Annotated in this window: 17 protein-coding genes; 8 read left to right on the plus strand and 9 right to left on the minus strand. The window is 71.6% G+C overall.

Going from position 1 to position 17,180, the window contains the following annotated elements:
* Positions 1-42: 42 nt before the first annotated feature.
* Positions 43-882, minus strand: coding sequence for an SCO4651 family lipoprotein (locus IE278_RS12245; protein WP_189771601.1), 840 nt, complete (start codon positions 880-882; stop codon positions 43-45).
* A gap of 118 nt (positions 883-1,000) precedes the next feature.
* On the opposite strand from IE278_RS12245, the gene IE278_RS42205 reads away from it, so the two are divergent.
* Positions 1,001-1,195, plus strand: a complete 195-nt coding sequence (locus tag IE278_RS42205; RefSeq protein WP_246570271.1) for a hypothetical protein — start codon at positions 1,001-1,003, stop codon at positions 1,193-1,195.
* Positions 1,196-1,391: 196 nt separating this feature from the next.
* On the opposite strand, the gene IE278_RS12250 is transcribed toward IE278_RS42205, so the two are convergent.
* From IE278_RS12250 to IE278_RS12280, 7 genes are all read right to left on the minus strand, one after another.
* A complete protein-coding gene (locus IE278_RS12250) occupies positions 1,392-1,832 on the minus strand; it encodes an NUDIX hydrolase (RefSeq protein WP_189771603.1) in 441 nt (146 codons plus the stop codon).
* Positions 1,833-1,874: 42 nt separating this feature from the next.
* Positions 1,875-2,927: a CHAD domain-containing protein gene (locus tag IE278_RS12255; RefSeq protein ID WP_189771605.1), complete on the minus strand. Its 1,053-nt coding sequence runs from the start codon at positions 2,925-2,927 to the stop codon at positions 1,875-1,877.
* Positions 2,908-5,139, minus strand: a complete 2,232-nt coding sequence (locus IE278_RS12260) for an RNA degradosome polyphosphate kinase (protein WP_373311983.1) — start codon at positions 5,137-5,139, stop codon at positions 2,908-2,910. The genes IE278_RS12255 and IE278_RS12260 overlap by 20 nt, the downstream gene beginning before the upstream one ends.
* A 394-nt stretch (positions 5,140-5,533) precedes the next feature.
* Positions 5,534-6,355 carry an ABC-2 membrane transporter-related protein gene (locus IE278_RS12265; protein WP_246570272.1) on the minus strand — a complete coding sequence of 274 codons (822 nt, stop codon included), beginning with the start codon at positions 6,353-6,355 and terminating at the stop codon, positions 5,534-5,536.
* Positions 6,352-7,362, minus strand: coding sequence for an ABC-2 membrane transporter-related protein (locus IE278_RS12270; RefSeq protein ID WP_189771609.1), 1,011 nt, complete (start codon positions 7,360-7,362; stop codon positions 6,352-6,354). The genes IE278_RS12265 and IE278_RS12270 overlap by 4 nt, the downstream gene beginning before the upstream one ends.
* Positions 7,359-8,465: an ABC transporter ATP-binding protein gene (locus IE278_RS12275; RefSeq protein ID WP_189771611.1), complete on the minus strand. Its 1,107-nt coding sequence runs from the start codon at positions 8,463-8,465 to the stop codon at positions 7,359-7,361. Before IE278_RS12275 ends, IE278_RS12270 begins: the two co-directional genes overlap by 4 nt.
* On the minus strand, positions 8,462-8,851 hold the full coding sequence (locus IE278_RS12280; RefSeq protein WP_189771613.1) for a GntR family transcriptional regulator: 390 nt from the start codon (positions 8,849-8,851) through the stop codon (positions 8,462-8,464). Before IE278_RS12280 ends, IE278_RS12275 begins: the two co-directional genes overlap by 4 nt.
* Before the next feature lie 205 nt (positions 8,852-9,056).
* Here IE278_RS12280 and IE278_RS12285 point away from each other — a divergent pair, with 205 nt between their 5' ends.
* The 6 genes from IE278_RS12285 to IE278_RS12310 all read left to right on the plus strand — a co-directional run bounded on the left by IE278_RS12285 (position 9,057) and on the right by IE278_RS12310 (position 13,785).
* On the plus strand, positions 9,057-9,599 hold the full coding sequence (locus tag IE278_RS12285) for an RNA polymerase sigma factor (protein ID WP_189771615.1): 543 nt from the start codon (positions 9,057-9,059) through the stop codon (positions 9,597-9,599).
* 38 nt (positions 9,600-9,637) lie between these two features.
* A complete protein-coding gene (locus tag IE278_RS12290) occupies positions 9,638-10,498 on the plus strand; it encodes a zf-HC2 domain-containing protein (protein ID WP_189771997.1) in 861 nt (286 codons plus the stop codon).
* Positions 10,495-10,665, plus strand: coding sequence for a hypothetical protein (locus IE278_RS12295; RefSeq protein WP_189771617.1), 171 nt, complete (start codon positions 10,495-10,497; stop codon positions 10,663-10,665). The genes IE278_RS12290 and IE278_RS12295 overlap by 4 nt, the downstream gene beginning before the upstream one ends.
* A 68-nt stretch (positions 10,666-10,733) precedes the next feature.
* The gene (locus IE278_RS12300) at positions 10,734-11,624 is read left to right on the plus strand and encodes an ABC transporter ATP-binding protein (protein WP_189771619.1); all 891 of its coding nucleotides are present in this window, start codon (positions 10,734-10,736) and stop codon (positions 11,622-11,624) included.
* Positions 11,621-13,147, plus strand: a complete 1,527-nt coding sequence (locus IE278_RS12305) for an ABC transporter permease (protein WP_189771621.1) — start codon at positions 11,621-11,623, stop codon at positions 13,145-13,147. The genes IE278_RS12300 and IE278_RS12305 overlap by 4 nt, the downstream gene beginning before the upstream one ends.
* 5 nt (positions 13,148-13,152) lie before the next feature.
* Positions 13,153-13,785: an ABC transporter gene (locus IE278_RS12310; protein ID WP_189771623.1), complete on the plus strand. Its 633-nt coding sequence runs from the start codon at positions 13,153-13,155 to the stop codon at positions 13,783-13,785.
* Positions 13,786-14,090: 305 nt separating this feature from the next.
* On the opposite strand, the gene mshD is transcribed toward IE278_RS12310, so the two are convergent.
* Positions 14,091-15,056, minus strand: coding sequence for a mycothiol synthase (mshD, locus tag IE278_RS12315; RefSeq protein ID WP_189771625.1), 966 nt, complete (start codon positions 15,054-15,056; stop codon positions 14,091-14,093).
* A gap of 248 nt (positions 15,057-15,304) precedes the next feature.
* Here mshD and IE278_RS12320 point away from each other — a divergent pair, with 248 nt between their 5' ends.
* Positions 15,305-17,131 (plus strand): bifunctional metallophosphatase/5'-nucleotidase, encoded by a 1,827-nt coding sequence (locus IE278_RS12320; protein WP_189771627.1) that lies wholly within the window; start codon positions 15,305-15,307, stop codon positions 17,129-17,131.
* Positions 17,132-17,180: the final 49 nt, after the last annotated feature.

Genomic DNA, 17,180 nt, shown 5'->3' on the forward strand with positions numbered 1-17,180 from the left:
CCGGCCCTCCCGCCCTGCCGTCACCGTCGCACCACCGTTCCCTCACCCGGCGATCCGCCCGGCGAAGATGTCCTTCGTCTTCGGCAGGCGTACGTCGACCGCGGCTCCGAAGTCGTACAGCAGCGTCGTGGAGGACACCGCCACCGTGTCCTTCTGCTGCCCGTTCACGAAGCTGAAGCGGTGGCGGACCTTGCGGATACGCCCCTGGTCGTCGAGGTAGACGTCGAAGGGGACCCTCGCCGTGGCGAACCCTTTCGCCGCCGCCCGCAGCGCCTCCCGGTTGCCCGCCGAGGCCTCGCGCGCGGCCACCGCGAGGTCGGCGGTACCCCGGTAGTGCCGTACCGCCGTGCCCGCGACCGACGTCCTGCCCACATACGTCGCCTTGCGCGCGCCCCGCAACAGCTCCGCGGCGGCGAACGGATCGGTCGCGCCGCCCGTGACCAGGTTTCCGTCGGAGAGCGTGGCCGTGTCGACCCGCACCCACTTGTCGGTGGGCACACCCGCGCCGCGGTTCTTCATGTAGAGGGCGCCCGGAGCGAGCAGTTCGGTGATGGGCCGGTGGCCGTCGGCGCCGGCCGGGTCCTGCGGGAGGAGCACCTTCAGCCGACCCACCTGGTCCGCGAAGTCGTAGACCCCCTCGCCGCGGATGGTCACGCGGGTGCCGCCGGTCGCCATCTCCATGGACGTACGCGCCTTGGACGTACCGGCGCGGACCAGGTTCCGGGCCGCTCCGTGGAGCACCTCGACCGGGTCCTCGGCGGCCCGGGCGTCGTCGGAGGCGGTCCCACCGCCCGCGCATCCGGTGGCGCAGAGCAGAAGCCCCGTCGCCGCCGCGGCCAGGGCGACCGCCCCGTCCCCTCGTTTTCGCTGCCGCTCCACCATCGCCTGCTACCCCCAGCCGGGACGTCCTTGGGCGGGCCTCGTGTCGTGTCGTTTCGCTTAACGACTGGTGGGGGGTGTTGTCACGCGGCTGCCGGGCATGGGGAAGCGTTTACCTACGATGGGTACGGTGGGGCGCGTGGCGCAACAGGAAGAGATCACTCCCCTGGAACACCGGACGACGACGGTCGAGCAAGGCCCCTTCTGCCTGGCCCGATGCACCTGTGGCTGGAGAGGCCCGGCAAGAAGAGCCCGAAGCCTGGCCCGCACGGACGCCCAGAACCACACCCAGCCCATCGCGGCAGAGCCCCGCTGATCCGCACCCACAGAGGCGCCCCATCAGGGGCGCGGGGAACGGCGCAGTCTTTGGCTTTTCGCTTTCAGGGGCGCGGGGAACGGCGCAGTCTTTTTGCTTTCAAGGGGCGCGGGGAACTGCGCGACCAGCCACGAAGCCCCCGCAGCCGAACACCCGCCAGCCGCACGCAGTGCGCCCGGCAGTGCGCACCGCAGTGCTAGACGCGCCGCAAAACCGCGACCAGCTCATCCACGAGCTCCCGATCCCGCGGCTGCGTGAGCCGCCCCCGCGCCGCCACAGGCGAAAGCCACAGCACCCGGTCCACCTCACGGTTGGCGACGAAGTCGCCGCCCGTCTCCTCGGCGGCCCAGTAACTCACCTGCTTGGGGCGGTCGTTGGCCACGTAGTGGAGGGTCGTCAGGCGCGGCCCCGGCGCACACCGGTGCCCGGTCTCCTCCTCGACCTCGCGCAGAGCCGCCGCGAGCGTGTCCTCGCCGGACTTCAGCTTGCCCTTCGGGTGCGACCAGTCGTCGTACTTCGGCCGGTGGACCAGGCAGATCTGCAGTTCGCCGTCGGCCGGTGAGCGGCGCCACAGGACGCAGCCCGCCGCGAGCACCGGGTCTTTGTCCACGAGTACGGGGTTTCCGTTCGAGTGCACTGGGCCTCCGATCGCGCGTAGCGGCCTCCGTCGGTCAAGCCGTCACGGAGTGCCGACCGTCTCCCTCATCCAGGCCCGCTGAAACGTGAACCTGGCCGCTTCCACTTCGTGTCGCTGGTCCGCGTGGAGCACCCCGAGCGCGTACGCCGTCGCCGGTGCGATCCGTGGGGTGCGGGCCGCCGAGGCCGCCGCCGCGGCCGCCTCCGCCGCGTCGCGGTGCCGGTCCAGGGCCTTGCCCGCGTTCAGCAGGCGGACGTCGAGGCGGACTTCGTCGCCGAACAGGACCTCGCGCGCGTAGCGGTGCAGGCGCAGCAGGAGGCGTACCTGGTGCCAGGGGGCGTCCTGGGGCTGCGGGGCCGTGTCGGCGGAGAGGCCGTGGACGAGGGCCTCCGAGTTGTAGGGATGGCCCGCGGTGACCAGGGGCAGCCCGGTGACGGCGTCGCAGAGGCGGTCCTCCGCGGCGGCGGCCAGTGGCTTGAGCCCGGCGGAAGCCGTGGCCGTGGCCGTCGTCGCGGCCGTGGTCGCGGCGGCGGTCAGCGGGACCTCGCTGGCCAGTACGGCGACGTTGTCGGCGACGGCGTGGAAGCGGCTGGAGCCCAGTGCCTGGAGCGCCGCCGAGTGGGCGCGGGTCCGGGCGAGGGTCAGCTGGCGCTCCAGGAGGGCGCCCGCCTTGGCCGCGCCGACGGTCAGCTGGCCCTTCTCCGCCCGTACCTCGGAGGAGGCCTGCGACGGGAACGCCGCCGAGCCCGACAGCCGGTGCAGTGCCGCGAGCAGCCGCTCCTGGCGGGCCCCGTACGCGTGTTCACGGGCCAGGGTCCCCGAGAGCCAGGCCAGTTCGGGGCGCATGGCCTCCGACCAGCCCTCGTCGAGCAGGGGCCGGAAGGTGTGCAGGGTGCCGCTGATGCGGCGGGCCGAGCGGCGCAGGGAGCGCGCCGCGTCCACGGCCTCCTTCGAGCCATTCACCGCCGCCGCGCCGCCGGTCTCCCGGTGCTGGCGCAGCGCGCGGAGGAATTCCGTGGCCTGGGCCCGGAGGTATGCCGCGAGGGCGTCCCCGGCCACGGGTCCGGCCGTCGGGTCAAGGTGTTGCTGTGCCACGCCGGCGCCTCCGGGCGTCTATGAGCATCTCCTGGACGTTGCGCAGAGGCTGGCCCTCGGCGTCGGTCGCGTGCCGGGTCCATTCGCCGTCGGGGCCGAGGTGCCAGGAGGAAGTGGTGTCGGACATGCCGGTCTCGAACAGCCGGTTGAGGGCCGACCGGTGGGCCGGGTCGGTGATTCTCACCAGTGCTTCGATACGCCGGTCGAGGTTGCGGTGCATCATGTCGGCGCTGCCTATCCACACCTCGGGCTCGCCGCCGTTGCCGAAGCCGAACACCCGGGAGTGTTCGAGGAAGCGGCCGAGGACGGACCGTACGCGGATGTTCTCGGACAGGCCCGGCACGCCCGGCCGTACCGCGCAGATTCCCCGTACCCAGACGTCGACCGGTACGCCGGCCTGGGAGGCGCGGTAGAGCGCGTCGATGAGCGCCTCGTCCACCATCGAGTTGACCTTGATGCGGACATGGGCGGGGCGTCCGGCACGGTGGTGCTGGACCTCCTTGTTGATGCGCGCTATCAGACCGTCGCGCAGGGACTTGGGCGCGACGAGCAGGCGGCGGTACGTCTCGCGGCGGGAGTAGCCGGAGAGCCGGTTGAAGAGGTCGGAGAGGTCCGCGCCCACCTGCGGGTCGGCGGTCAGGAGCCCCAGGTCCTCGTACAGGCGGGCGGTCTTGGGGTGGTAGTTGCCCGTGCCGACGTGGCTGTAGCGGCGGAGGGTGTCGCCCTCCTGGCGCACCACGAGCGACAGCTTGCAGTGGGTCTTGAGGCCGACGAGGCCGTAGACCACGTGGCAGCCCGACTCCTCCAGTTTGCGTGCCCACTTGATGTTGGCCTGCTCGTCGAAGCGTGCCTTGATCTCGACGAGGACGAGGACCTGCTTGCCGGACTCGGCCGCGTCGATGAGGGCGTCGACGATGGGGGAGTCGCCCGAGGTGCGGTACAGCGTCTGCTTGATGGCCAGCACGTCGGGGTCCGTCGCCGCCTGCTCCAGGAACGCCTGGACGGAGGTGGAGAAGCTGTCGTACGGGTGGTGCAGCAGGACGTCGCGTTCGCGCAGGGCCGCGAAGATGTCGGGCGGCGACGCCGACTCGACCTCCGCGAGGTCGCGGTGGGTGCCCGCGATGAACTTCGGGAACTTCAGCTCGGGCCGGTCGAGGGCGCCGATGCCGAAGAGGCCGGTGAGGTCCAGGGGACCCGGCAGCGGGTACACCTCGGCCTCGGAGATCTTCAACTCGCGTACCAGCAGGTCCAGTACGTACCGGTCGATGGACTCCTCGACCTCCAGGCGCACCGGCGGGCCGAAGCGGCGCCGCATCAGTTCCTTCTCCAGAGCCTGGAGGAGGTTCTCGGCGTCGTCCTCCTCGACCTCCAGGTCCTCGTTCCTGGTGAGGCGGAACGTGTGGTGCTCCAACACCTCCATGCCGGGGAAGAGCTCCTCCAGATGGGCCGCGATGACATCCTCGATGGGGACGAAGCGGTTGGGGGAGGCCTCCAGGAAGCGGGAGAGCAGCGGCGGCACCTTGACGCGCGCGAAGTGGCGGTGCCCGGAGACCGGGTTGCGCACGACGACCGCGAGGTTCAGGGAGAGACCCGAGATGTACGGGAAGGGGTGCGCGGGATCGACCGCGAGGGGGGTCAGGACCGGGAAGATCTGGTGGCGGAAGAGCGTGAAGAGGCGCGCCTGCTCCTTCTCGGACAGCTCGCTCCAGCGGACGAGGTGGATGCCCTCCTCCGCGAGCTGCGGCGCCACGTCCTCCTGGTAGCAGGCGGCGTGCCGCGCCATGAGCTCGCGCGAGCGGGCCCAGATCATCTCCAGCACCTCGCGGGGCTGCAGGCCCGAGGCCGAGCGGGTGGCCACGCCGGTGGCGATGCGCCGCTTCAGACCGGCCACCCGGACCATGAAGAACTCGTCCAGGTTGCTGGCGAAGATCGCCAGAAATTTCGCCCGTTCGAGGAGGGGCGTGTTGGGATCCTCGGCGAGTTCGAGGACCCGTTCGTTGAACGCGAGCCAACTGCGCTCCCGGTCGAGGAACCGGCCCTGCGGAAGCTGGACGCCGTCCTGGACCAGATCCTCGTACTCGTCGAGGTCGGCGTCGAGGTCGGGCTCCAGGTCGGAGACGTTCGCCGCCACGGTGTGCGGGCGGTGGGCGGCTATGGAACCGACGGACGGCTGCGGGTGCTGGACCTGCGCCTGGGCATTGGGCTGGTTCATGAACCCATTCTTCCGCGCCGGGCCGGAAACAGGCGCGTCGGAGAGAGCGGGCGGAAGCGCCGCGAGGAGGTGCGGGCTTCCGTTCCTCCTCTGCGAGGAGGGTTCGCGCTCCGGCGGAGACGAGGGCTCGGGCGGACCGGGGTTCATTGCCCGAGGGTCGCAAGCCTGTCTGAATCACTGGTTACGGCGACATGACGTGCGGGATATCGGGGGGAGGCTCCCCGACGTCTACATGGCTGCCCGTACGTCGCCCCGCTTCACGGGAGGGGTCGCGCCCCGAAAGGGGCGCGGGGAACGGCGCAGTCTTTCGGGGGCGCGGGGAACGGCGCAGTCTTTGAGGGGCGAGGGGAACGGCGCGGCCGGCCCCCACCGGACCGGCACGTACGTACCCCCCTCACCCCGTACGGCGCCGCAGCGCCCAGAAGGCGACCCCCGTGGCAACCACGGCGACCCCCAGCACGATCCCGGTCTCCACAAGGTGCATCGGCCAGTAGTGGGACTCGGGACGGACCCCGTCCCCGACCTTTGGCCACAGATCCTCTCTGTGGACCTCCAGGTTGTGGTTGACCAGGTACATCGCCCCGCACGCCACGGCCACCGCCGGCAGCGACCGGCGCACCACGACCCCGGCGAGCGCGCCCACCCCCAGCCCGCACAGCCCGTACGCCACCAGCGCGGGCCCCCGCGCGGCGAACACGTCGTCGAACGTCCAGTCGTCGCCCATCAGGTCCCGGTTGGCCGTCCACGCCCAGCGGAACACGAGGACGAACACCGTCCCGCCGGCCACCAGCAGCAGCGCGGGCACGGCGAGCTTCGCGGCCAGCCAGCGCGTCGGCGAGACGGACTGGGTCCAGGCCAGCTCGGCGGTGCCGTTCTCCAGCTCACGCCCCACCAGCGCGCCGGCGGCGAACGCGGCCACGGCGAAGAAGCTGTAGTAGACGAGGGTGGAGACCCAGCTGATGGTCCCGCCGTAGTCGATCGCGACCCGGAGCCGGCAGAGCCCGCCGGTGCCCGCGCACGCGGAGATCCGCTCCCGTACGGCGTCCGCGGTGATCTCGACCTCCCACACCAGCGTGCCGAGGGCGGCCAGCAGGAACACGCCCCACACGATCAGCGCCGCGCGGTGCAGCCGCAGCACGGTCCACGGCAGTCCGGTGTTCAGCGGCAGTCCGGCACGGAACGGCAGTCCTGCGCGCGAGAGCTGTCCGGTGTTCATACGGCGGCTCCCGCGGCGGCGGTACGACGGTGGAGCAGGACGAAGGCGGCGGTGGCCGCGAGGGCGGCGACGGCGAGGACGATCCCGCTCTCGGTGAGCTGCAGAGGCCAGAAGTGGGACCGCGGGTGAAAGGTGGCCCAGACGTCGGCCAGGTCGCTGTGGGCCAGGCAGCTCCGCAGGTCGGCCACGCTTCCGTCGGCGTCGCTGCAGGCCATGTTGTTGCCGATGCGCAGGCCGTCGTCGGTGATCACACCGCGGTCGAGCTGGAGGGCCTGGTCCGGCAGGCTCAGGGACCGGGCGCCGGTGACCGTGACCGTGGGCCACATACTCGGCCGGTACTGATCGCCCAATTGGGTGATGGCGAACATGACGGTGACGGCGACGCCCAGGGCGGGCAGCGTACGGCCGGTCAGCAGGCCCGCGAGGACGCCGACGGCCAGGCCGCAGAGGGCGTACGCGAGGGCGACCGGGCCGTTGGAGCGGAAGCCGTACGCGTCGAACCAGTCCGTCCACAGCAGGTCGCCGCCGCCGTTCCACATCAGGCGGTGCAGGGGGACCAGCAGGGCCGCGCCGACGGTGACGAACAGCGCGGGCACGGCGAGTTTCGCGGCGAGCCAGCGGGCCGGGGAGACGGACTGGGTCCAGGCGAGATGCGCGGTGCCGTTCTCCAGCTCTCGGCCGACGAGGGCCGCGCCCGCCCAGGCGGCGACCAGGAGGGGGAGGAAGGACACGACGAGGGTGGTGAGCGCCACGGTCGCGCTGTACCGGCTCAGCCAGGGGCCGCCGGGGAAGTGACAGGCCTCGATGTCCGTACGGCACTGCTCCTGGACGTCCGCGGCGGCCGTCTCGTAACCCGGGCCGTACGCCCACAGCATCGCCGCCGCGAGGGCCACGACCAGCAGCAGCCAGCACCACAGGGCCGACCGGTGCAGCCGCAGGAGGGACCGGGCGAGCCCGAGCCCGGGAGCGGGGGCCGAGCGCGGAGGGGCGGGGAGAGTCGTCGTCATGGGCGCACGTTCTCCTCACCGGTCTCACCGGTCTCACCGGTGACGCCGGTCGCGGCGGTCGTCCCGGGATCGCCGGTCCCGCCGGTCGGTCCGGCCTCATCGCCCTCGTCGGCCTTTTCGGGCTCTTCTGTAAAGAGGTCCGGTGCTTCGGGGTTGCGCAGATGGGCCAGGAGCAGCTCTTCCAAAGAGGGCGCGGCGGTCTCCCAGCCGTCGGTCGGCGGGTGGTCCGTGCGTATCAGCGCGGTGAGCTGGCGGCCCGTGCCGTGCGACTCGACGACGGTGTGGCCGGAGAGGTCGCGTGCGGGGCCGGTCAGCAGGGTGTGCGCGGCGAGCAGCCGTTCGGGGTCGCCGCCCAGCCTGATCCGGCCGCCGCCCATGAGGAACAGGTGGTCGCAGACGCCCTCCAGTTCGGCGATGACGTGCGAGGACATCACGATGGTCGTGCCGTGCTCGGCGGCCTCACCCAGCAGGGCCCCGAGGAGTTCGCGCCGGGCCAGCGGGTCGAGGTCGGCCATCGGCTCGTCCAGCAGCATGAGTTCGGGCCGCTTTCCGAAGGCCAGGGCGAGGGCGACGCGGGTGCGCTGGCCGCCGGAGAGCGAGCGGATCCGGTCGCCGGGACGGAGGGCCCCCTCCCGGACCAGGTCCGGGCCGGGGTCCAGGTCAAGGTCCAGGTCCGGTGCGGTCCGCCCGGCCGTGTCCCCGTACTCAGGCCCGTACGCGCGCCCGTACTCCGGCCCGTACGCGATGCGTTCCGCGGTCGTCCGGTCCCAGCGGGCGCGGTTCAGTTCGGCGCCGAGGCGGAGGGTGGCGGCGACCGTGAGCTGGGGCGGCAGCGGTTTGGCCTGGGCCACGTAGGCGAAACGCTCGCGGGCGCGGGCCGGTGTGGTGCCGAGGACCCTCACCGTGCCCTCGGTGGGGCGTGTCAGGCCCGCGGCCAGTGCCAGGAGTGTCGACTTGCCCGTGCCGTTGGGCCCGACCAGGGCGCAGATCCGGCCCGCGGGCAGGCGGAAGGAACAGTCCCGCAGGACGTGTCCCCGCCTGCGCCGGTACCGCTTGCCCAGCCCGACCGCTTCCAGCGCGGTCCCTTCGCCGTCCCTGTTCATCGCTCCCCCTCAGGGCACTTCTCGTCCAGTACGGAGGTGAAGAGCGCGGAGATGTCCTCGCGCTCCAGACCTTCCTTGCGTGCCTCGTCCAGCCAGGCCGTCAGCTTCGAGCGCAGGGCGGTGTGGTCGGCGGGTGCGGAGCCCAGGGAGCGCCGCACGAAGGTGCCGAGACCGCGTCTGGCCTCGACCAGGCCCTCGCGTTCCAGCTCGCGGTAGGCCTTGAGGACGGTGTTCGGATTGATCGCGGTGGCCTCCACGACCTCGCGGGCCGTGGGGAGCTTGTCGCCCGGTTCGAGGACGCCCAGGCGCAGTGCCTGCTTCGTCTGCTGGACGATCTGGACGTACGTGGCGACACCGCTGCGCCGGTCGATGCGGTACTCGACCACGCGACCATCACCCTTTCACTAATTGAGTAGTGAAAGGGTGATGTAGGGACGGGTGCCTGTCAAGGCCTGTCAAGGTGGATCCGGCGTCCGCAGGGTGGATCGGGCGTCCGGAAGGTGAATCAGGGATTCCGCAAGGTGAAGCAGGATTCCGGAAACTTCTCGTGGATGCGTGAACCGATCCGTGGGGCTCGTGCGATGAGGGGGTGTGAGGGAAACGAGAAGCGACGGGGATCTGCTGCGGGCCATCGCGGCGGACGGTGACCGGCGCGCCTTCGAAGAGCTGTACCGGCGGTATGCGCCATGGCTCGGAGCGAGGCTGCGAGGTCGCTGTTCCGACGCGGGGACGGTCGACGAGGTCGTGCAGGAGACGTTCCTCGCGGTGTGGCGCGGCAGTGCCCGCTACCGCGAGGAGGGCGACGTGGCCGGCTGGCTGTGGCGCATCGGCTCGCGGCGGCTCATCGACGCCCTGCGGGGCGACGGCGCCCGGGGCCGGATGCGGCAGGCGCTCGCGCGGCTGCGGCACCGCGAGGAGGTGTCCGCGGAGGAGCGCGTGCTCGCGGGGGTGGAGCACGGGGACCTCGCGGGCGCCCTGGTCCGGCTGTCGCCGGAACTGCGGTCGGTTCTGCAGGCCACGGTCATAGACGGGCTGACCACCCGGGAGGCGGCCGTGCTGCTCGGCATCCCGCCGGGGACGGTCAAGACACGGGCGCTTCGGGCCCGCAAGCAGCTGCGGGAGGAGTTGGCATGAGCGACGGCGACACGAACGAGGTCCGCGATCCGAGCGGTATGACCTGGCACGTCGCGGAGGACGACCTCCGGGCGTATGGACGCGGCGAGCTGGCGGCCCCGATGCTCTGGTCGGCCGACACGCACCTCATGGCCTGCGCGCGCTGCCGGGGGGTCCTCGCCGAGGTGAGCGACCCGGCCCTGCTGGACGAGGGATGGGAGCGGCTCGACGCCGAACTGGACGTGCCGCGGCCGGCGTTCCTGGAGTCCCTGCTCGTACGGGCCGGGGTGGCCGACCACACCGCGCGACTGCTGGCCGCGACACTGGTGCTGCGCCGGTCGTGGCTGAGCGCGCTCGTCGCCGTGCTGTTCTTCACGGTGCTCGCGACGAGTTCCGCCGGGGCGCCCCAGAGCCCGGCGATGTTCCTCGCCCTCGCCCCGCTGCTGCCCCTCGCCGGGGTCGCGCTGTCGTACGGGCCGGTGCTCGACCCGACGTACGAGATGGCCGTGGTGTCGCCGATGCACGGCTTCCGGCTGCTGCTGATCCGCACGGTTCCGGTGCTGGCCGTGGCGCTCGCGCTGAACGGCCTGGCGACGCTCGCGCTTCCCTCGTACGGACTGCGTGCCCTGGCCTGGCTGCTGCCGGCGCTGGCGCTCACCTCGACCGGGCTCGCGCTGACGCCCCGGCTGGGGCCGGTCCTCGCGCCGAGCCTGGTCGGCGGTTCATGGATCGCCGTGCTGCTGATCGCGCAGTGGACGACCTCCGAGGGGACCCTCGCGCCCTACACGGTGGCGGGGCAGAGCGTCGCGGGCGCGGTCGCCGTCCTCGCCGCCGGGTTGTTCTATCTCCGCCGCGACCGTTTCGACTCGACCTCCGCGCACACACCGTTCGCGGGCTTCACGGGTGGGGGCGCGGCGTGATGTCGGTTGCCTGGCGCAGGCGCTTCAAGCTGGTCGGAGCCGCACTGCTGATGATCGCTTCGCTCCTCCTGAAGGTGCTCTACTTCGCCGTCCTGGTCCTCTTGGCCTTCGCCTCGGGCAAGCGGCGTTCGTCCTCCTCCTCTTCCTCCGACGGGGGCGACGGGTGAGGGCCCTCCACCCTCTCGCCTCCCCCTCCTCCTTCCACTGCCTTCCACGGGACCCACTGGAGTCACGCATGTCCGACCTTTCCCCGGCACCTCCTTCGGTACCGACGGTGTCCGCCGCCGGACTGACCCTCCGCTACGGCGGAACGGCCGCTCTCGACGACGTGTCCGTGCGGCTCGGCGAGGGTGTCACCGGGCTGCTCGGGCCCAACGGCGCCGGCAAGACCACGCTGTTGCGGGTCCTGGCCACCGCGGTGCCCCCGGACAAGGGAGCATTCACGGTGCTGGGCCACGACCCGGGCACGTCGGCCGGACGGCAGGAGGTGCGGCGCGCACTGGGCTATCTGCCGCAGGCGCCCGGTTTCCACCCGGACTTCTCGGCGTTCGAGTTCGTCGACTACGTGGCGATCCTGAAGGAGCTGACGGACCGCACCGCACGGCACCGCGAGGTGCGGCGGGTCCTGGACGCCGTCGCGCTGTCGGACGTACGGAGCAAGCGGATAAAGAAGCTCTCCGGCGGGATGCGCCAGCGGGTCGCGCTGGCCGCCGCCCTCGTCGGCGACCCCGGTTTCCTGGTGCTCGACGAGCCGACCGTCGGCCTCGACCCCGAGCAGCGCATGCGCTTCCGTGAGTTGATCGCCCGGGCGGGGGAGGGGCGGACCGTGCTGCTGTCCACCCACCAGACCGAGGACGTCGCGATGCTCTGCCATCGCGTGATCGTCATGGTCCGCGGCCGGGTCCGCTTCGAGGGCACCCCCGCCGAACTGACCGCACGGGCGGCCGGCCGGGTGTGGAGCAGCACCGAACGCGAGCCGGGCGCGTGGGCTGGCTGGCGCACCGGTACGGGCTCCTTCCGTAACGTCGGCGAACCCCCGGAGGGCGCCGAGCTGGTCGAACCGACCCTGGAGGACGGCTATCTGCTCACCCTCGACGGGGAGTCCTCGGAGGTGACGGCCGCATGAGCACGGTTCTGGAGACCCCCGCGCGGGCCGCAGGGACGACGCACCCGCCGCGCCCCTGGGCGGCCGTCCTCGCCCTCGCCCGCTTCGAGGCGCGCGAGCTGCGGTTGAACATGTCCTTCCTCGCCCTCGCGGTCCTGTACATGATCTGGATCGTCTGGCAGGCCACCCGGCTCCAGGGCGACTTCCCGATACTGCAGAACGTCGACCGCGGTACGCAGATGATGCCGGTGCTGATCGGGCTGGCCGTCATGCTCAACGTCAACCGCGCGGTCCTGCGCTCCCGTCGGCGTGACACCGACCGGCACTTCGACGTCCTGGTCGTCGAGCCCTGGCGGCGCACGGTCGCCCATGCGCTGTCCGCCGTCCCGGCGGCCCTGTTCACGGCCGTGTGCGTGACCGTCCAGTTCACCTGGGCCGCGCTCAAGCCAGGCGCGGCGGGACACGGTTCGCCCGCCGAACTCGCCGTCGGCCCGCTGACGGTCCTGCTGTTCGGCGTCCTGGGCGCGCTCTTCGGCCGCCTGTTCCTCTCCATCCTCGCTGCGCCGATACTCCTCGTCCTCCTGTTCTTCGCCATGGTCTTCCTGGCGCCCCCGGCCGGGAACAACTGGGTGAACTGGCTGTACCCGGTGGTCTCCGAGACCGGTTCCGACCCGTTCCCCTCCGACCTGCTGGAACGCCCCGCCGCCTGGCACGCCCTGTACCTCGTCGGGCTCGTCCTGCTCATCGCCCTTCTCGCGGTGCTGGTCAGCGGCGGCCGTACGACGGCCGTCAAGGCGGCCGTCGCGGGAGCCCTCGCCCTCACGCTGGTGGGCGCGGTAGGCCAGTCCAGCGGCACCCCGGCCGGGTCGACACCGGCCCGCGAGCGGGCGTCGGTCACCCCGGAGAAGATCCGCAAGTGCATCGAGCACGGGAGGTCCACGTACTGCGCCTTCCCCGAGTGGACGGGCCGCACCGCCGACTGGGCCGCCGTGGTCGACCGCGTCCAGAACCTCGCGGGCGGCAGGGCGGGCGGCGAGCGGCTGACCGTGGACCAGCGCATCGACGCCCGTTACGGTCTGGACTCCGACACCTCGCTCACTCCGTCCACCGAGCCCGGCCATGTGACCGTCCGCACCGACTGGGGTGGCAACCGCATCCCCGAGTTCGCCGTCGCCGTCGCGTCGGTGCTGGTGGCGGGCGACGAGAAGGCGGGCACCGAGGTCTGCGACGCCCGCATGGTGACGGTCATGTGGCTGGCGCTGGGTGGCGCCTCCGACCCGATGTCCGCACTGAGCGACGTCCGTCTCGACGACAGCGTCTCGGGCCCCGCCCTCGTCCTGTCGCCCACCGAGCCCTTCAACATGAGCGCCGAACAGACACGCATCGTCGCTGAGTTGCTCAAGAAGCCGCGGTACGACGTCGCCGGCAAGGTGAAGGCGAAGTGGACGGAGCTGACCTCGCCCGACACGTCGATGGCGCGAGTGGCGGAACTGCTGAACGTGTCGGCCGCGGCGGCCTCGGACGGTGACGCGTGCGAGGAGTGACGGCCATGACGCGCGCTCTTGTCCCGCCCGTGTGGCGCGCGCTACCCCGGCGCGCGCTCGCGGCAGCCGCCGCCGTGGGACTGCTGCTGGCCGGCATCCCGCGCATGCAGTCCGGCCCGCCCGATCCACTGGTCGGCCTCTACGCGCTGCGGGCCGCCGCGCTCGTCTTCGCGCTGGGCCTGGCGTTCCTGCTGGACGACCCGGCCCGGCACATCACCGCTGCGGTGCCGGCCCGGCGCCCGGTGCGGGTCGCCCTGCGTGTGGCGCTGGTCGCCCCGTGGGCCGCGCTCTGCTGGACGGCGGCGCTGCTCCTCGTACCGGAGGAGGCGCGTCCGCCGGTGGGCGCGCTGACCCTGGAGGCGGCGGCCACGGCGGTACTGGCCCTGGCTGCGGCGGCCCTGGTCGTACGGCGCACCCAGGCCACCGAGCCCGGAGCGGCGATATCGACCTGGCTGCTGGCCACAGGGGCCACAGCATTCCTCCTGCTCCCACCCCATTGGACCCTCTTCGTCACCCCGACGGACCCCCGCTGGCAATCCACCCACACCCACTGGGCCCTACTGCTGACAGCAGCGGCAACAACAACAGCACTGGCAACCACAGAACCCCGACACCCCCACACCCCCACACCCCATTAAGGGGCACGGGAAACGGCGCACTCAGCCCCCACCACCCGTCACTTCCAAAACGCCCCGAGCCCGACCCCGCGAAGGGGCACGGGAAACGGCGCACTCAGCCCTCACCGCCCGCACTTCCAAAACGCCCCGAGCCCGACCCCGCGAAGGGGCGCGGGGAACGGCGCGCTCAGCCCTCACTGCCCGTCACTTCCCAAACGCCGCCCGGGCCGACTCCCTGAAGGGGCGCGGGGAACGGCGCAACAAGCCCCCACCAACCCGCACCCGCAACGACCCCACCCACCCCGCCCCCGTCCGGCAAGGACCCCTCAGGACTCAGTCCGATACATGAGATCCGTCTCGTGCACCACGAACCCCAACCGCTCATACACAGCAACCGCAGCCAAGTTGTCCGCATCGACGTACAACATCGCGTCCGGCACCCCGACCCCCGCCAGATGCCGGAGGCCAACCGCGGTGAGGGCCTTCCCCAGCCCACCCCCCTGTGCATCGGGCCGCACCCCGACGACGTACACCTCGCCCAGACCCTCGGCCTCGTGGACCTTCGTCCAGTGGAACCCGACCAGTTCGTCGCCGCGGAAGGCGAGGAAGAACCCGGCCGGATCGAACCACGGCTCGGCCTTGCGCGCGTCGAGGTCCCGCTGCCCGAGCGACCCCTGCTCGGGGTGGTGGGCGAAGGCGGCGGCGTTCGCGGCGAGCCACGCCGCGTCGTCCTCGCCCGGCACGAACGTACGGACCCGCACGCCGTCCGGAAACGTCGGTGCGGGCAGGTCGAGGCCGGTCAGGGGCCGCCGCATCTGACGCAGTTCGCGGAACAGCGCGAGCCCGAGGACCTGCGCGAGATGGCGGGCGGCCGCATGCCCGCCGTGGGCCCACACCCGCAGCCGCTTCCCGGACTCGGCGAGCAGGGCGTTGCCCAGCGCCCGCCCGTGTCCGTGCCCCCGGTGCGCGGGGTGGACGACCAGTTCGGCGGCCGGCGCCTCGACGGGGTCGGTGTCCTCCAGTTGCGCGTACCCGACGAGCAGGTCCCCGGTGCTCAGCAGCAGATGGCGGATTCCGTCCCGTGCCGCACCGCGCAGGTGCAGCCGGCCCTGTTCGGACACCGCCTGCTGTCCGTCGGTTTGGGCGGCCTCCGCGAGGAGGGCCAGTACGGCCTCGGTCTGCTCGGGGTTCAGCGCGGTGAGGACGTCGATGGAGCGGGCCGTGGGAGTACCGCCCTGGCCGAGCGAGGCCGAGAGCTTGCGGGCAGCCGGTGCGGTGTCGTCGCTGGTCATGGGTACGAGGGTACGGCGTGTCCGGTTCATGGCGAAGTGGCCCGCCAAGGGGTATCGGGAGGAGTGTGCGGACCATGCGTGGCCGGGGCGCGGCCCGTGCGTGGCCGGTACACGACCTGTCCGTTTCGTGGTGAAACAACCCTCGTGGCAACCAGTCCGTAACCCCTAACCCCCTGTCGCGCTACGCGCGTTGACTCTAGGCTGCGCCGGGACGGGGCCCACATATCAGCCGACCCACAGGGGGGCACATGTCAGCCATACCTCAGCCGCACCGCCCAAGACGCCGCACCACCCGCCTCCTCGCGGGCGTCGCGGGCGTCGCCACCATCGGCGCGCTGGTCGCGGCGCTTCCCGCGTCCGCGTCTGCATCCGCGTCCGCGGGCGAGTCGGCGAAGAAGCACGGACACCAGAGCCCGTCCCGCTACCAGGACGTCCAGCTGCTGTCCTTCAACGACCTGCACGGCAACCTGGAGCCGCCGTCCGGCTCCTCCGGCCGGGTCACCGAGATCCAGCCCGACGGCACCACCAAGACGATCGACTCCGGCGGTGTCGAGTACCTGGCGACGCATCTGCGCCAGGCCCGCCAGGGCAACAAGTACTCCGTCACCGCGGCCGGCGGTGACATGGTCGGCGCCTCGCCGCTGATCTCGGGGCTCTTCCACGACGAGCCCACCATCGAGGCGCTGAACAAGCTCGACCTCGATGTGACGAGCGTCGGCAACCACGAGTTCGACGAGGGCGCCAAGGAACTGGGCCGTCTGCAGAACGGCGGCTGCCACCCCACGGACGGCTGTTACGTGGAGGGGCGCAAGTTCAAGGGCGCCGACTTCCCGTACCTCGCGGCGAACGTCCTCGACGAGAAGACCAAGAAGCCGGTCCTCAAGCCCTACTGGGTGTGGAAGAAGAACGGCGTGAAGATCGGCTTCATCGGGGTCACGCTGGAGGACACCCCGGGAGTCGTCTCCGCCGAGGGCGTGAAGGGCCTCAAGTTCAAGGACGAGGTCGAGACGATCAACAAGTACGCCAAGGAGCTGGAGAAGCAGGGCGTCAAGTCGGTCGTCGCGCTGGTCCACGAGGGTGGGCTGCCGGCCTCGTCGGCGTACAACTACGACTGCGACTCGCCCGGTGGCGGCGACGGGATCTCCGGCCCCATCGTGGACATCGCGAAGAACGTCACGCCGAAGGTCGACGCGCTGGTCACCGGCCACACGCACGCCGCGTACGCGTGCACGATCGACGACCCGTCGGGCAAGCCCCGTACGGTCACCTCGGCGGCGTCCTTCGGGCGGCTCTACACCGACACGACGCTGACGTACGACCGCAGGACCGGCGACATCGCCCGGACCGCCGTCGCCTCCGCGAACCACGTGGTGACGCGTGACGTGGCCAAGGCCCCGGACATGACCGAGCTGATCACCAAGTGGAACACCCTCGCGGCGCCGATCGGCAACAAGCCCATCGGCTACATCTCCGGTGACATCTCCAACGTCGGCACCGAGTCCCCGATCGGCGACCTGATCGCCGACGCGCAGCTCGCGTACGGCAAGGAGCTGGACCCCGAGACCGACCTCGCGCTGATGAACCCGGGCGGTATCCGCGCTCCCCTGACCTACGCGGCCAAGGGCAGCGAGGGCGACGGAGTGGTGACGTACGCGGAGGGCTTCACGGTCCAGCCGTTCGCCAACACCGTCAACCTGCAGAGCTTCACCGGCGCCCAGGTCATCCAGGTGCTCAAGGAGCAGGTCAGCGGTACGAACGCGGCCTCGCCGAAGGTGCTGCAGATCTCGTCGGGCCTCACCTACACGCTCGACCTGACGAAGACCGGCGCCGACCGGGTCGTCACCGACTCGATTCTGCTGAACGGCGCCGCGATCGACCCGGCCGCCACCTACCGTGTCGCGACGAACAGCTTCCTCGCGGGCGGCGGCGACGGCTTCACCACGCTGGGCCAGGGCACGAACGACCTGGTGGGCGACGACGACCTCGCGGCCCTGGAGAAGTACCTGCTGGCCAACTCGTCGGCGGCGAACCCGATCGCGCCCCCCGCGGCGAACCGGATCACCATCGTCCAGTAGTCCGTCAGTAGTCCGTCAGTAGTCCGTCAGTAATCCATCGGTAGTCCGT

Origin of the sequence: Streptomyces tauricus (assembly GCF_014650955.1) — a bacterium.
Lineage (GTDB): Bacteria > Actinomycetota > Actinomycetes > Streptomycetales > Streptomycetaceae > Streptomyces > Streptomyces tauricus.